At 67.9% G+C, this 14,373-nt stretch carries 9 protein-coding genes and 5 pseudogenes; 9 read left to right on the forward strand and 5 right to left on the reverse strand.

Features of this window, described 5'->3' with window-relative positions; genetic code table 11:
* Nucleotides 1–345, reverse strand: a pseudogene (locus AD428_RS12395) (class II glutamine amidotransferase); the annotation flags it as partial.
* Between the two features lie 151 nt (nt 346–496).
* Here AD428_RS12395 and AD428_RS12400 point away from each other — a divergent pair.
* Nucleotides 497–985: an Lrp/AsnC family transcriptional regulator gene (locus AD428_RS12400; RefSeq protein ID WP_053245130.1), complete on the forward strand. Its 489-nt coding sequence runs from the start codon at nt 497–499 to the stop codon at nt 983–985.
* Nucleotides 986–997: 12 nt separating this feature from the next.
* Here AD428_RS12400 and AD428_RS12405 read toward each other — a convergent pair whose 3' ends face one another.
* A complete protein-coding gene (locus tag AD428_RS12405) occupies nt 998–2,053 on the reverse strand; it encodes a glycosyltransferase family 4 protein (protein WP_053245365.1) in 1,056 nt (351 codons plus the stop codon).
* Nucleotides 2,050–2,598 (reverse strand): annotated as a pseudogene (locus AD428_RS12410) (UDP binding domain-containing protein); the annotation flags it as partial. The pseudogene AD428_RS12410 and the gene AD428_RS12405, both read right to left, overlap by 4 nt.
* Between AD428_RS12410 and AD428_RS12415 the strand changes: the two are divergent.
* Nucleotides 2,519–4,252: pseudogene (locus AD428_RS12415) on the forward strand (phosphocholine-specific phospholipase C); the annotation flags it as partial. The pseudogenes AD428_RS12410 and AD428_RS12415 overlap by 80 nt on opposite strands.
* Before the next feature lie 43 nt (nt 4,253–4,295).
* On the forward strand, nt 4,296–4,805 hold the full coding sequence (locus AD428_RS28890) for a phospholipase domain-containing protein (RefSeq protein ID WP_255352234.1): 510 nt from the start codon (nt 4,296–4,298) through the stop codon (nt 4,803–4,805).
* A 45-nt stretch (nt 4,806–4,850) separates the two neighbouring features.
* Here the strand turns inward: AD428_RS28890 and AD428_RS12420 are convergent, their stop codons facing one another.
* Nucleotides 4,851–5,753, reverse strand: coding sequence for a LysR family transcriptional regulator (locus AD428_RS12420; protein WP_053245366.1), 903 nt, complete (start codon nt 5,751–5,753; stop codon nt 4,851–4,853).
* Nucleotides 5,754–5,855: 102 nt separating this feature from the next.
* Here AD428_RS12420 and ggt point away from each other — a divergent pair.
* From ggt to AD428_RS12450, 6 genes and pseudogenes are all read left to right on the forward strand, one after another.
* A pseudogene (ggt, locus tag AD428_RS12425) lies at nt 5,856–7,481 on the forward strand (gamma-glutamyltransferase).
* A 61-nt stretch (nt 7,482–7,542) separates the two neighbouring features.
* Nucleotides 7,543–9,053 (forward strand): annotated as a pseudogene (locus AD428_RS12430) (ABC transporter substrate-binding protein).
* Nucleotides 9,054–9,141: 88 nt separating this feature from the next.
* Nucleotides 9,142–10,086 (forward strand): ABC transporter permease, encoded by a 945-nt coding sequence (locus tag AD428_RS12435; protein WP_053245367.1) that lies wholly within the window; start codon nt 9,142–9,144, stop codon nt 10,084–10,086.
* The gene (locus AD428_RS12440) at nt 10,083–10,961 is read left to right on the forward strand and encodes an ABC transporter permease (RefSeq protein ID WP_053245368.1); all 879 of its coding nucleotides are present in this window, start codon (nt 10,083–10,085) and stop codon (nt 10,959–10,961) included. Before AD428_RS12435 ends, AD428_RS12440 begins: the two co-directional genes overlap by 4 nt.
* 16 nt (nt 10,962–10,977) lie before the next feature.
* The gene (locus AD428_RS12445) at nt 10,978–12,837 is read left to right on the forward strand and encodes a dipeptide ABC transporter ATP-binding protein (RefSeq protein ID WP_152968071.1); all 1,860 of its coding nucleotides are present in this window, start codon (nt 10,978–10,980) and stop codon (nt 12,835–12,837) included.
* A gap of 206 nt (nt 12,838–13,043) precedes the next feature.
* Nucleotides 13,044–14,024 (forward strand): Bug family tripartite tricarboxylate transporter substrate binding protein, encoded by a 981-nt coding sequence (locus tag AD428_RS12450; RefSeq protein ID WP_053245370.1) that lies wholly within the window; start codon nt 13,044–13,046, stop codon nt 14,022–14,024.
* Between the two features lie 29 nt (nt 14,025–14,053).
* Here the strand turns inward: AD428_RS12450 and AD428_RS12455 are convergent.
* A partial coding sequence (locus AD428_RS12455) for a LysE family translocator (protein WP_160318578.1) occupies nt 14,054–14,373 on the reverse strand: 320 nt, incomplete at its 5' end.

Consider the following 14,373-nt stretch of genomic DNA (forward strand, 5'->3'; position numbering starts at 1 on the left):
GGCGCGCAGCTCGTCGTGGTTCTCGATGATGCCGTTGTGCACCAGCGCGATGCGCGGCTCGTCATTGCCCAGGTGCGAGAAATGCGGGTGGGCGTTGTGGGTGGCGGGCACGCCGTGCGTGGCCCAGCGGGTGTGGGCGATGCCGGTAAAGCCGGACAGGTGATCCTGGGCGACCTGCTCGGCCAGCTCGGCCACGCGCTGGGTGCTGCGGGTGCGGCGCAGGTGTCCGTCGAGGTAGACGGCCACGCCGCAGGAATCGTAGCCGCGGTATTCCAGACGCTTGAGGCCTTCGATGAGAATAGGGGTGATGTCGCGCTGGGCGACGGCGCCAACAATGCCGCACATGGGAAACGACTCCGGAAAGTTCAATATGGACCGCATTGTGCGCGTGAAGACAAGAAATTTGATTTCTTTATCTACTATGCAATGACAGATTATTCCCTTACATATTTGTGATTAAATTATATTTCATTTAATTAATATTATTGAACGAATCATGCAAAATCACGAGCCCGCGCTCCCCGATCTGGACGATCTGGACCTGCGCATCCTGGATCAACTGCAGGAAAACTGCGCGCTGACCAACCAGGATCTGGCCCAGCGCGTGCATGCCTCGCCGCCCACCTGCCTGCGCCGGGTGCGCCGGCTGGTGGAGGAAGGCGTGATTTCGCGGCAGGTGGCGATCCTGGCGCCGGAGAAGCTGGGCAGCACGCTGACGGCCATCGTGGAGGTAACGCTGGACGTACAGGCGGCGGAACGGCTGGCGGAGTTCGAGGCCGCGATGCAAGCCGAGCCGGCGGTGCTGCAGTGCTACCGCGTGTCGACAGGGCCGGATTTCGTGGTGATTGCGCAGGTGCGCGACATGCCGGCGTATCACGCGCTGGTGCACCGGGCCTTTACGGCGGCGGCCAATGTGCGCAACGTGCGCACGTTTTTCTCGGTGCACCGCGCCAAATTCGAAACACGCATCAATGTGCGCGGCTGAGGCGCGCGGCCTTCAGCGGCGCGCGAGCAGGGCCTGGAAACGCGCGAGGTAGCGCTCGCCCATTTTCTGCACGTCGTGCTCGTCGCGCACGTAGGCGTAGGCGCGTTCGGTGACTTCCCGGCGGAATGCGGCATCGTCCAGGCAGCGCGCCATACCGGCGGCCAGCGCCTGGAAGTCTCCCACCCTGCACAGCACGCCGCGCCCGTCAGCCAGGCTTTCCTTGAGGCCGCCGGCGTCGGTGGACACCACGGGCACGCGCTGCAGGAAGGCGTCGAGCACGCTGCTGCCCAGGGCCTCCTCCTCGGAGCTCATGACGAACACGTCGAGGATGCTGTAGAAGTCTTCCACGCCCTTGCGAAAGCCGGCGAAGCGGTAGATGTCTTCGATGCCCAGCAGGCGGGCTTCGTCGCGGGCCTGCCGCTCGCGGTCGCCGCCGGCGCCGAAGTGCAGGAAGACGAAATCGCGCCGGGTCTTGGCCAGCTCGCCCACGGCCCGCACCAGCGTGACGGGATCCTTGTCGCGGATGAGAGCCGCCGAGGTGGCCAGCACTTTCTTGCCCTCGAGGCCGAATTCGCGCACCAGGGCCTGCACGTTGGCGGCGTCGATCTGGTGCGGCTCCACGGCGCTGCGGATGATGACGGGCTCGATGCCCAGCCGCCGCGGTTCGCTGGCCGCCATTTCGCTGATGGCGACGAAGAGGTCGGCGTGGCGCCATTTGAAGCCGGTTTTCCACTCCTCGTTCGGCTTGACCACGAAGGAGGTGCGCCGCGAGAACGCCACGGGCCGGCGGTGCAGCCACTTGGTGAGCACGGCCCAGGTGATGGTGTTGGCCGTCTGGGCGTGGAGGATGTCGTAGCGGCCGGCGCCGGCCAGGAAGCGCAACTGCGCGGGCACGTTGCGCAGCGCATGGACGGTGTAGCCGTCGGGCGCGCGCTCGGCCAGCGGGCCGCCGGCGCGGCACATCAGCTCGACCTCGTGGCCCGCCTTGCGGAAGGCGCGCATGCAATAGAGCGTCTGGCGCTCGCCGCCGCGCCAGCCTTTTTCGAAGTTGAGCTGCAGGATCTTCATGCGCGGCCGATGCCCGAGTAGTCGAAACCCAGGGCGCGCACGTCGGCCGGGTTGTAGAGATTGCGGCCGTCGAGAATGAGCGGCGTCTTGAGCAGCGCCTTCACGCGGTCGAAGTTGGGCGCGCGGAACACCTTCCATTCGGTGACGATCAGGAGCGCGTCGGCGCCGTCCAGTGCGTCGTACATGTCGCGCGCGAAGCTCACGCCGGGCTGTCCCACCAGGACGCGGGCCGCTTCATGCATGGCCACGGGGTCGTAGGCGCGCACTTCGGCGCCGCGCCGCGTGAGCTCGGCGATGACGGTCAGGCTGGGCGCTTCGCGCATGTCGTCGGTGTTGGGCTTGAAGGCCAGGCCCCAGAGCGCGATCTTGCGGCCGCGCAGGTCTTCGCCACAGCGGTCGACGAGCTTTTGCGCCAAGCGGAACTTCTGCGCACGATTGGCGGCCTCGGCGGCCTGGATCACGCGCATGGGCAGCGCATGTTCGGAAGCGGTGTTGACCAGGGCCTGCACGTCCTTGGGGAAGCGCAGCCGCCCGCCACGCCCGAGCTGCGCTGCGCGCCCTGATCGCAACGGCCCACCATCCGCCACACAGGAAATCGCATCCGTGAAGTCAGAAAAAGATTCCGTCCACGCCGGCAAGCGCCGCTTCCTGCGCACCACTGCGCTGTCCGCGGCCGGCGCCGCCGCGCTGTCCGCGTTCCCGCCCGCCATCCGCCGGGCGCTGGCCATTCCCGCCAACAACCGCACCGGCACGATCAACGATGTGGAGCACGTGGTCATCCTGATGCAGGAAAACCGCTCCTTCGACATGTATTTCGGCACCTACAAAGGCGTGCGCGGCTTCGGCGACCGGCTGACCATTCCGCTGCCGGAAGGCCGCTCGGTATGGGAGCAGCACAACGGCACGCGCGTGGTCATGCCTTACCACCTGGACAGCACGCAGGGCAACGCGCAGCGCGTGTCGGGCACTCCGCACGATTATGTAGACGCGCAAATGGCCTGGGACGGCGGCCGCATGCACCAATGGCCGCGCTACAAGCAGAACCAGTCCATGGGCTACTACCGGCGGCAGGAAGTGGAGTTCCAGTTCGCGCTGGCCGAGGCCTTCACGCTGTGCGACGCCTACCATTGCTCGCATCACGGCGGCACCAATACCAATCGGCTGTTCCACTGGACCGGCACCAACGATCCGCTGGGCGAGGGCAACGGACCGTCCACCCGCAACCAGTGGGACGACCTGGGCGATCCGTCCGTCGGCTGGACCTGGAAGACCTATCCCGAGCGGCTGCAGGAAGCCGGCGTGAGCTGGAAGCTCTACCAGAACCTGCCGGAGAACTACACCGACAACCCGCTGGCCGGCTTCCAGCAGTACCGCCGCGCCAACGCGCAGGCCGGCAACCAGGCCAGCGGCGCGCCGTACCCGGCCTGGACTCCCGCGGCCGACGCTTCCAATCCGCTCTACAAGGGCGTGGCCAACACCATGCCCGACGGCGGCTTCCTGCAGGCGCTGCGCGACGACGTCATGGCGGGCGCGCTGCCGCAAGTGTCGTGGATCGTGGCGCCCGCCACGTATTCCGAGCACCCGGGGCCATCCAGCCCCGTGCAGGGCGCCTGGTACATCCAGGAGACGCTGGACGCGCTCACCGCCAACCCCGAAGTCTGGAGCAAGACGGTGCTGCTCATCAACTTCGACGAGAACGACGGCTTCTTCGACCACGTGCCGCCGCCGGCCGCGCCCTCGATCAACCCCGACGGTTCGCAGGCCGGGGCGTCCACGGTCGCCACCGACCTCGAGCGTCACACCCGCGCCTCGGCGCAGGACCCGGCGGACAACCGGGTATACGGCCCCGGGCCGCGCGTGCCCATGTATGTGGTGTCGCCCTGGAGCCGGGGAGGGTGGGTCAACTCCGAGGCGTTCGACCACACCTCGGTGCTGCGTTTCCTGGAGGCCCGCTTCGGCGTGCGCGAGGAGAACATCAGCCCCTGGCGCCGCGCCGTGCTGGGCGACCTGACCTCGGCTTTCAACTTCGCCACGCCCAACAACGAGCAGTTGCCCGACCTGAACCTGCTGACGCGCGTGCGGCGCCGACCCAGTTGCGCGCCGCGCCAGCAGGCGCTGGCGGCGGTGCCGCTGCCCGACGCGACGGCGCAGGCGCGGCCCGTGCAGGAAACCGGGGTGCGCTATTCGCGCCGCTGCCCTACGAACTGCACACCAGCGGCCGCGCCCAGGCCGCTCGCCGCCCATGTGGCTGGTTTTCGCCAACAGCGGCCGCGCCGGCGCGGTGTTCCATGTGTACGACCGCCTGCATCTGGACCGGCTGCCGCGCCGCTACACGGTGGAGCCGGGCAAGCAGCTCGAAGGCAGCTGGGACGCGGCCGGCGACGGCGGCAAGTACGATCTGTGGGTGCTCGGCCCCAACGGCTACCACCGGCACTTCGCGGGCGACCTGTCGCTGGCGCGCGCGGCGGGCCTGGAGCCGGAGATCCGCGTCTGCTACGACGTGGCCAACGGCAACGTGTACGCGAGCTTCATCAATACCGGCACGGCCGCCTGCACTTTCGTCGTCACGCCCAACGCGTACTACGCCAACCACGAGCGCTGGACATTCACGGTGCCGGCCGGCGCCCAGGTGGAAGAGCACTGGGCGCTGGCGGCAGCGGCGGCTGGTACGACTTCAGCGTCGGCCTGGCGGAAGACCCGGCCTATCTGCGCCGTTTCGCGGGCCGGGTGGAAACGGGCAAGCCCTCGGTGACCGACCCGGCCATGGGACTGGCCTGACGCGCGGGCGCGCGGCGGTTCAGGCCGAGGCCTGCGCCGCCCGCGCCTGGAAGGCCGCCGCGCATTCGGCGCAGATGGCGGCCGTGATGCCCTGGCGGGCATGCTCGCGGCGTTCGAGCATGCCCACCGCCCGCATCGCCGGTCCCAGATCGGCCGGCAGGGGCAGGATGCGCAGCGCGGGGCTGGCCTGCCAGTTGGCGCCATTGATGAGCGGCAGCAGGGTGACGCCCACCTCCTGGCGCACCAGCTCCACCAGGGTCTCGATGGCATTGAGTTCCAGGAATTCGTTCAGCGCCACGCCCAGCCGGCGCAGCAGGCGGTCGATCTGCAGGCCGGTGCGCTGCGTGCGGTCGAAGCGCAGGAAAGGATTGCGCGTCAGCACCTCGCGCACGTCCGCGCCCGGGGCGGAGGGCGGCGCCAGCACCACCAGCGGTTCTTCATAGAGCGGCACCCAGCGCGTGCTGGCCATCTTGCGCCCGGCCTCCACCAGGAAGGCCGCGTCCAGCTCGCCGTCCTCGACCTTGCCCGCCAGTTCGCTGGCCTTGCCCGACAGCACGCGCACGTCCAGCCGGGGGTGCCGTTTCTTCAGGCCCGACACAACCTTGGAGAGCGTGCCCATGCAGGAGACGATGCTGCCTACCGACACCGAGCCGGCCAGTTCACCGGGGGCCGTGCGCGGAAGCTTCATTCGGTCGTATAAATCAAGCAACTGCTTGATTTCTGGAAGCAACTCCCGTCCGGCCGCATTGAGAATGGCGAGGCGGCCGCTGCGGTCGAACAGCTCGCGCCCGAGTTCGGCCTCCAGGGAGCGCATCTGGAAGCTCACCGCCGCCTGGGTGAGCGCGACCTGCTCGGCGGCCTCGGAGAACGATCCATGGTGCGCGACGGCCAGGAACGTCCGGAAAAAGCGGATCGTGCTCATAAGAATTTTTTAAATGACAGAACAAAAATTCAAATTGATTTAATTAAATCACGAGAGTAACGTCCCTGGCTTCCCCTTTCCGGCTTGCATTGCGAGACCCCTATGAAGACCTTCGACTGGGCCAATCCCTATCCCTCCGTGCGCATCCCGCTGTTTGCCCGCAACGTGGTGTCCACTTCGCATCCGCTGGCCGCGCGAGCGGCCTGCGCATGCTGCTCAAGGGCGGCAACGCCGTCGACGCCGCCATCGCGGCGGCGGCCACCATCGTGCTGGTGGAGCCGGTTTCCTGCGGCCTGGGCGGCGACTGCTTCGCCATCGTCTGGGACGGCAAGCAGCTGCATGGCCTGAATTCCTCGGGCGTGGCGCCGGCGGCCTGGAATGTGGAGTATTTCAAGCGCAAGTACGGCACCGGCCCCAACGGCCTGGCGATCCAGCCCAAGCGCGGCTGGGACGCGGTAACGGTGCCCGGCGTGGTGGCCGGCTGGGCCGCGCTGCACGAGAAGCTGGGCAAGCTGCCGTTCGAGCAGTTGTTCGAGCCCGCCATCGAAATCGCCGAGCGCGGCTACGCCGTGCCTCCGGTCGTGGCGCACAAGTGGGCCGCCGCCGCCAGCGAGCTGAGCGAACAGCCGGGCTATGCCCAGGCGTTCATGCCGCAAGGCCGCGCGCCCAAGGTGGGCGAGCATTTCCGTTTCCCCGACGCCGCCTACACGCTGCGCCGCATCGCCGCCAGCAAGGGCCGCGACTTCTACGAAGGCGAGCTGGCCGAGCGCATTGCCGCCTTCAGCAAGGAGTGCGGCGGCGCGATGACGCTGGACGACCTGCGCAACTACCGTCCGGATTGGGTCAAGCCCATTTCCAAGTCGTACCGCGGCTACGAGCTGCACGAGATCCCGCCCAATGGCCAGGGCATCGCGGCGCTGATGGCGCTGGGCATCCTGGAGCATTTCGACATGGCCGGTATGCCGGTGGACTCCGTGCAGTCGCAGCACGTGCAGATCGAGGCCATGAAACTGGCCTTCGCCGACCTGTACCGCTATGTGGCGGACCCGCGCGCCATGGCGGTCACGCCCGAGCAGATGCTCTCCGACGCCTACCTGGCGAGCCGCGCCAAGCTGATCCGCCTGGACCGCGCCACGCATTTCGAGGCGGGGCGCCCGCATGCCGGCGGCACCATCTATCTCACCGCCGCCGACGAAAGCGGCATGATGATCTCGTTCATCCAGTCCAACTACATGGGCTTCGGCTCGGGCGTGGTGGTGCCGGGCACGGGCATCAGCCTGCAGAACCGCGGCGTGGGCTTTTCGATGGATCCCAAGTCGGCCAACGTGGTCGAAGGCGGCAAGCGGCCGTTCCACACCATTATCCCGGGGTTCCTCACGCGCGGCGGCAAGCCGGTCATGAGTTTCGGCGTCATGGGCGGCGACATGCAGCCCCAGGGCCACCTGCAGACCGTGGTGCGCATGCTCGACTACCACCAGCAGCCCCAGGCCGCGTGCTGCGCCCCGCGCTGGAAGGTCAACCGCGACTTCACGCTCGATATCGAAACCTCGATGCCGGCCGGCACCGTTGCCGCTGCGGCAATTGGGGCATGCTTTGAAGTCGGTCGACGATCCGTACATGGATTTCGGCGCCGGCCAGTTCATCTGGCGCATGTCCGAAAGCGACAACGAACTGGGCTATGTGGCCGCCAGCGACAGCCGCCGCGACGGCCAGGCCGTCGGCTTCTGATCATTCTCCGCGGTCCGCTTCGGCGGGCCGCGGTCCGTGCACCACAAGGGGAAACTCCATAATGAAACGCCTGACCCTCACCTTCGGCGGCGCGCTGCTGGCGCTGGCCGCGGGCGCGGCCTGCGCCCAGAATTTCCGCATCGGCCTGCAGGAAGACCCGGACATCCTGGACCCGCATCGCGCCCGCACCTATGTGGGCCGCATCGTTTTCACGTCGCTGTGCGACAAGCTCGTCGACATCGATCCCAAGCTGCATTTCGTGCCGCAACTGGCCACCTCGTGGACGTTCAGCCCCGACAACAAGGTGCTGACCTTCAAGCTGCGCACCGACGCGCTGTTTCACGACGGCAGCAAGTTCGACGCGGCCGCCGCCAAGGCCAACCTGGAGCGCGCCATGACGCTGCCCGACAGCCTGCGCAAGGGCGAGCTGCGCTCGATCGAGAAGGTGGAAGCGCCCGATCCCCAGACGCTGGTGCTGACGCTCAAGCAGCCCGACGCCACGCTGCTGGCGCAGCTTTCCGACCGCGCCGGCATGATGCTCTCGCCCAAGACCTTCACCGACGACGTGGCCGCCGTGGGACGCAAGCCCGTCTGCTCGGGCCCCTACAAGTTCGTCGAGCGCGTGCAGAACGACCGCATCGTGCTCGAGAAGTTCGACAAGTACTACGACGCCAAGGACTACGCCTTCCAGCGCGTGACTTTCCTGCCCATTCCGGACACCACCGTGCGCCTGTCCAACCTGCGCGCGGGCGACCTGGACATGCTGGAGCGGCTCAACCCCTCCGACGCCGCGCAGGTCAAGGGCGATTCCAGCCTGCAGTTCGCGCCGGTGGCGGGGCTGGGCTTTCAGCAGTTCATGTTCAACATCGCCAACGGCAAGCGCGCCGAAGACAATCCGTTCAAGGACAAGCGCGTGCGCCAGGCGTTCCAGTACGCCATCGACCGCGACGCCATCAACGAGGTGATCGGCGGCGGCATCTTCCAGCCCGCCCAGCAGCCGTTCCCGCCGGCCAGCCCCTACCACAGCGACAAGTTCCCGGTCACCAAGCGCGACGTGGCCAAGCGCGCGCGCTGCTCAAGCAGGCCGGCTTGGAGCGCGTGAAGGCCGAGCTCATGTTCGGCAACAACACCACCACCTCGTCGGTGGCCGAAATGGTGCAGGCCATGGCGTCCGAGGCAGGCTTCGACCTGTCGTTGCGGCCCACGGAATACGCCGCCCTGCAGAAGGAATCGGCCGGCGGCAACTTCCAGGCGGTCATGCTGGGCTGGTCGGGCCGGGTCGATCCGGACGGCAACATCCATGCCTTCGTGACCTGCAAGGGCGCTTTGAACGACGCCCACTACTGCAACCCCGAAGTGGACAAGCTGCTCAACGAGGCGCGCACCGTCACCGACGAGGCCAGGCGCCGCGCCATCTACGACCAGGCCCAGGCCATCATCCAGGACGAGCTGCCGGGCGTCTACACGTATTACCAGCCGTGGCCGTTCGCGCTGTCGCGCAAGGTCAAGGGCTTCACGCCCTATCCCGACGGCATGATCCGGCTCAAGGGCGTCAGCCTGGCCCAGAAGTGAGGCGGGGGCCCGCCAGGGCCCCCGTTCCCGGCGGCAGGCGCGGCGCATCCGGCGCCGGCCTGCCGCGCTTGTTTGACGGTTGTTCCCCATGCTTAAACTCATCCTGCGCCGCGTGATCGTCGCGATACCGACACTGATACTGGTGTCGATGATCGTCTTCATGCTGCAGAAGATCCTGCCGGGCGACCCGGTGCTGACCCTGGCCGGCGAAGAGCGCGACCCGGCCGTGCTGGACTACCTGCGCGAGAAATACCGCCTGAACGATCCGCTGCCGGTGCAATATGCGGCCTGGGCGGGCCAGGTCCTGCAGGGCGACCTGGGCAAGTCCCTGCGCACCGACGTGCCCGTCACCACGCTCATCGGCCAGAAGCTGCCCGTCACCTTGCAACTGGCCGCCATGGCCATGTTCTTCGCGCTGCTGGTGGGCATACCCATGGGCATCATCGCCGCCGTGCGCAAAGGCAAGCCCATCGAGATGGGGGCCAACATCGCGGCCCTGTCGGGCATGTCGATTCCCAATTTCTGGCTGGGCATCATTCTCATCATGGTGGTGTCGGTGCAATGGAAGCTGCTGCCGGCCTCGGGCTACGTGTCGCCCGCCGAGGACTTCTGGCTGTCCATCAAGACCATGCTGATGCCTTCGCTGGTGCTGTCCACCGCCATTGCCGCCTATCTCATGCGCCACACCCGTTCGGCCATGCTGGAGGCGCTGTCGGCCGACTACGTGCGCACGGCGCGCGCCAAGGGCGTGTCGCCGCGCCGGGTGGTGTTGCGCCATGCGCTGCGCAACGCGCTGATGCCCATCGTGACGCTGGTCACGCTGCTCTTCGGCGAACTGCTGGCCGGGGCCGTGCTCACGGAACAGGTCTTCACGATTCCCGGCTTCGGCAAGCTGGTGGTGGACGCGGTGTTCACCCGCGACTACGCCGTGGTGCAGGGCGTGGTGCTCTGCGTGGCGGTGGGCTTCATCCTGATGAACCTGCTGGCCGACATTCTCTACATCCTGGTCAATCCCCGCCTGAGGCATTCATGAGCGTCATTTCTCCGACGGCGCAGGCCGTCACGCCGCCCGGGAGCCGCAGCCGCGCCTGGGGCAAATTCAAGCGCAATCGCGTGGCCATGCTGGGCCTGGCGATCGTGCTGTTCTTCGTCGTCATCGCCCTGCTGGCGCCCTGGGTGGCCAACCACGATCCGTTCCAGACCAGCTTCACCACCATCCGCAAGGCGCCCTCGGCCTCCTACTGGCTGGGCACCGACGAACTGGGCCGTGACATCTTCAGCCGCATGGTCTACGGGGCGCGCGCCTCGCTCATGGCGGGCCTGGTGTCGGTGCTGATCGCGCTCGTCGCGGGCGTGCCGTTCGGCCTGACGGCCGGCTACTTCGGCGGCTGGACCGACAGCATCATCTCGCGCGCGACGGAGGCGCTGCTGGCGATTCCGTTCCTCATCCTGGCCATCGCGCTGGCGGCCTTCCTGGGGCCCAGCCTCACCAACGCCATGATCGCCATCGGCGTGTCGGCCGCGCCCAAGTTCATCCGGCTCACGCGCGGGCAGGTGCTGGCCGTCAAGAGCGAAGACTACGTGCAGAGCGCGCGCGCCCTGGGGGCCTCCGACCTGCGCATCATCGCGCGGCACGTGTTCCCCAACGTGATGCCGCCGCTCATCGTGCAGGCCACCATCACCATCGCCACGGCCATCATCGCCGAGGCCAGCCTCTCGTTCCTGGGCCTGGGCCTGCAGCCGCCCAACCCGTCCTGGGGCTCGATGCTGAACACGGCCAAGAACTTCATGACCCAGGCGCCCTGGATGTCCCTCTTTCCCGGCTCGGCCATCTTCCTGGTGGTGCTGGGCTTCAATCTGCTGGGCGACGGCCTGCGCGACGCGCTCGATCCGCGACAAGACAAATAACCTCGACATGGCAACAATGGATTCCCAACGCGTCGTGCAGGTCGATGGCCTGACCGTGCGCTTCAAGACCCCCGAGCGCGTCGTGGAAGCGGTGCGCGACGTATCGTTTCATGTGAACCGCGGCGAAACCTTGGCCATCGTGGGCGAGTCCGGTTCGGGCAAATCCGTCACCTCCCTGGCGCTGATGCGCCTGGTGGAATACGGCGGCGGCCGCATCGTCAACGGTGACATCCTGCTGCGCCGCCGCAGCGGCGAGGTGCTGGACCTGGTCAAGGCGCCCGACGCCACGCTGCAGCGCGTGCGCGGGGCCGACGTGGCCATGATCTTCCAGGAGCCCATGACCTCGCTGAACCCCAGCTTCACCGCCGGCAACCAGATCGCCGAGGCGCTGCAGCTGCGCCAGGGGCTGGACGCGGCGGCCGCGCGCGCCGAAACGCTGCGCATGCTCGAGCGCGTGCGCATCCCCGAGGCCCGCGCCATCCTGGACCGCTATCCGCACCAGCTCTCCGGCGGCATGCGCCAGCGCGTCATGATCGCCATGGCGCTTTCCTGCAAGCCGCAGCTGCTCATCGCCGATGAACCCACCACCGCGCTGGACGTGACCATCCAGGCGCAGATCCTGCAGCTTATCCGCCAGCTCCAGGAAGAAATGGACATGGGCGTGATCTTCATCACGCACGACATGGGCGTGGTGGCCGAGGTGGCCGACCGCGTGCTGGTCATGTACCGCGGCGACAAGGTCGAGGAGGGCGGCTGCGACGAGGTGTTCGCGCAGCCCCGCCATGCCGACACGCGCGCGCTGCTGTCGGCGTGCCGCGCCTGGGGCGCCATGCACGGCACCGGCGAGCCCGCGCCTTTCCCGCTGCTGCGCGTGGAGGAGGCGGCCGAAGGCGCGCAGCCCGCTCCCGCCGCGCCGGCGCAGGGCAGCACGGTGCGCCGCGAGCACGGCCCGGTCCTGAAGGTGCGCGACCTGACCACCCGCTTCGACATCGCGGGCGGCATCCTGGGCCGCGTGCGCCAGCGCGTGCACGCCGTGGAGAAGGTCAGCTTCGATCTCTATCCCGGCGAAACCCTGTCGCTGGTGGGCGAATCGGGCTGCGGCAAGACCACCACCGGCCGCTCGCTGCTGCAACTGGTCAAGCCCACCTCGGGCACCATCGAGTTCGACGGCAAGAACATCGGTTCGCTGCGCGGCGCGGCCATGCAGACGCTGCGCCAGCACATCCAGTTCATTTTCCAGGACCCCTTCGCCTCGCTCGATCCGCGCATGACGGTGGGCTATTCCATCATGGAGCCGCTGCTCATCCACGGCGTGGCGCGCGGCAAGGCGGCCCAGGAACGGGTCCGCTGGCTCATGGACAAATGCGGCCTGGCGCCCGAAATGATCGACCGCTATCCGCACGAGTTTTCCGGCGGCCAGCGCCAGCGCATCTGCATCGCGCGGGCCCTGGCGCTGAACCCCAAGGTGGTGATCGCCGACGAGTCGGTATCGGCGCTGGACGTGTCCATCCAGGCCCAGATCGTCAACCTGCTGCTCGACCTGCAGCGCGAGCTGGGCGTGTCGTTCCTCTTCATTTCGCACGACATGGCCGTGGTGGAGCGCATCAGCCACCGCGTGGCCGTGATGTACCTGGGCCAGATCGTGGAAATCGGGCCGCGCCGCGCCATCTTCGAGAACCCGCAGCACCCGTACACGAAGAAGCTCATGGCCGCGGTTCCCATCGCCGATCCGCAGCGGCGGCACCGCGAGCGCTCGCTGCTGGTCGACGAGATTCCCAGTCCGGTGCGCAAGGTGGGCGACGATCCCGTGGTGCAGCCGCTGGCGCAGGTGGGCGAGGGGCACTTCGTGGCCCGGCATCCCATCGGCGTGTATTGAAGGGCGCGCTTCCCCGCCGCCGGCGCGCGTCTTTCGGGGCGTCGCCGGCGGCGTTTCCGTCTTTGCGGCTGTCCTGGGCAGACGCCTCCGCCAGGAAGCGCCAGCCTGTTTATGGAACAAACAGTTCAGGGTAAACATTAATGGATCATGTGTTTCATGGGCGTTTACGATGCAGCACGCAGACGTAGAACCGCCCAGGGGAATCCATGCCATACCGACTGAAACACGCAGTTGCCGCCCTGTGCGCCGCCGCGGCCGCGCTGCTCGCGCCGGCCAGCCACGGCCAGGATTTTCCTTCCAGGCCGCTGCGGCTCGTCGTGCCCTCCGCGCCGGGCGGGTCGCCCGACACGGTCATGCGCCTCCTGGCGCAGGAAGCCGCCAGGCGCCTGGGCCAGCCTGTGGTCGTCGAGAACAAGCCGGGCTCTTCCGGCATCGCGGGCATCCTGGAGGTATACCGCGCCGCCCCTGACGGCTATACGCTGGGCTACGCCAACAACGTCACGCTGGCCATCAACCGCAGCACCTTCGCCAAGCTGCCCTACGACCCGCGCGAACTCAAGCCGGTCGTTTTCGTGCTCAAGGTGGCCAATATCCTGGCGGTCAATCCGGAAATGCCGGTGCGCAGCCTCGCCGAGTTCGTGGACTACGCGCGCAGGCATCCGGACGAGGTCACCTACGCCTCGCCGGGGCAGGGCACTTCCGGCCACCTGACGGGCGAGCTGCTGGCTCAGTCGTCGGGGCTGAAAATGGTGCACGTGCCTTACCGGGGCAGCCCCGCCGCCACCACGGATGTCATCGGCGGCCAGGTCGACGCCATTTTCGACAACACGATCAGCATCACGCCCCACATCCGGTCCGGCAAGCTGCGCCCGCTGGCCATCACCAGCCTGCGGCGTTCGCCGCAGTTTCCGGACCTGCCCACGGTGGCCGAAAGCGCGCTGCCCGGCTTCGAGGGCGTGGCCTGGGGCGGCATCGTGGCGCCGCCCGGCACGCCGGACACGCTCATCGACAGGCTCAATCGCTGCTTCAACGAGGCGCTGGCGGACCCCGCCGTGCGGTCGCGGCTCATGGCCATCGGCAACGACGAGATCGTGGGCGGCCCGCCGCAGGCGCTTTTCGACTATGCGGAACGGGAAACCGCCAAATGGGCCGGGGTGGTGCGGGCCGCCCGGCTGCCGGTGCAATAGGCAACAGGGCGGCCGGACGGGGGCGCGATTCAGCGCCGTTCCAGGGCCAGCCGCAGGCCGAAGGCGATGAACACGCCGCCGGTCAGCCGGTCCAGCGCGCGCATGACCGCCGGACGGGACAGCCAGCGCGCGAGCGGGCGGGTCGCGGCCACCAGCACGGCGAACCATGCCACGCCCAGAGCGGCATGGACCGCGGCCAGCAGCAGGCTGAACGACAGCACGTCGGCGCCGGCGGGAATGAACTGGGGCAGGAAGGTCACGTAGAAAATGCCCACCTTGGGATTGAGGGCGTTCGTCAGGCAGCCGCGCAGAAACCAGCCGGACGCGCCCGCGCGCTCCGCGCGCGCGG

The sequence above is a fragment of the Achromobacter sp. DMS1 genome, from assembly GCF_001270295.1.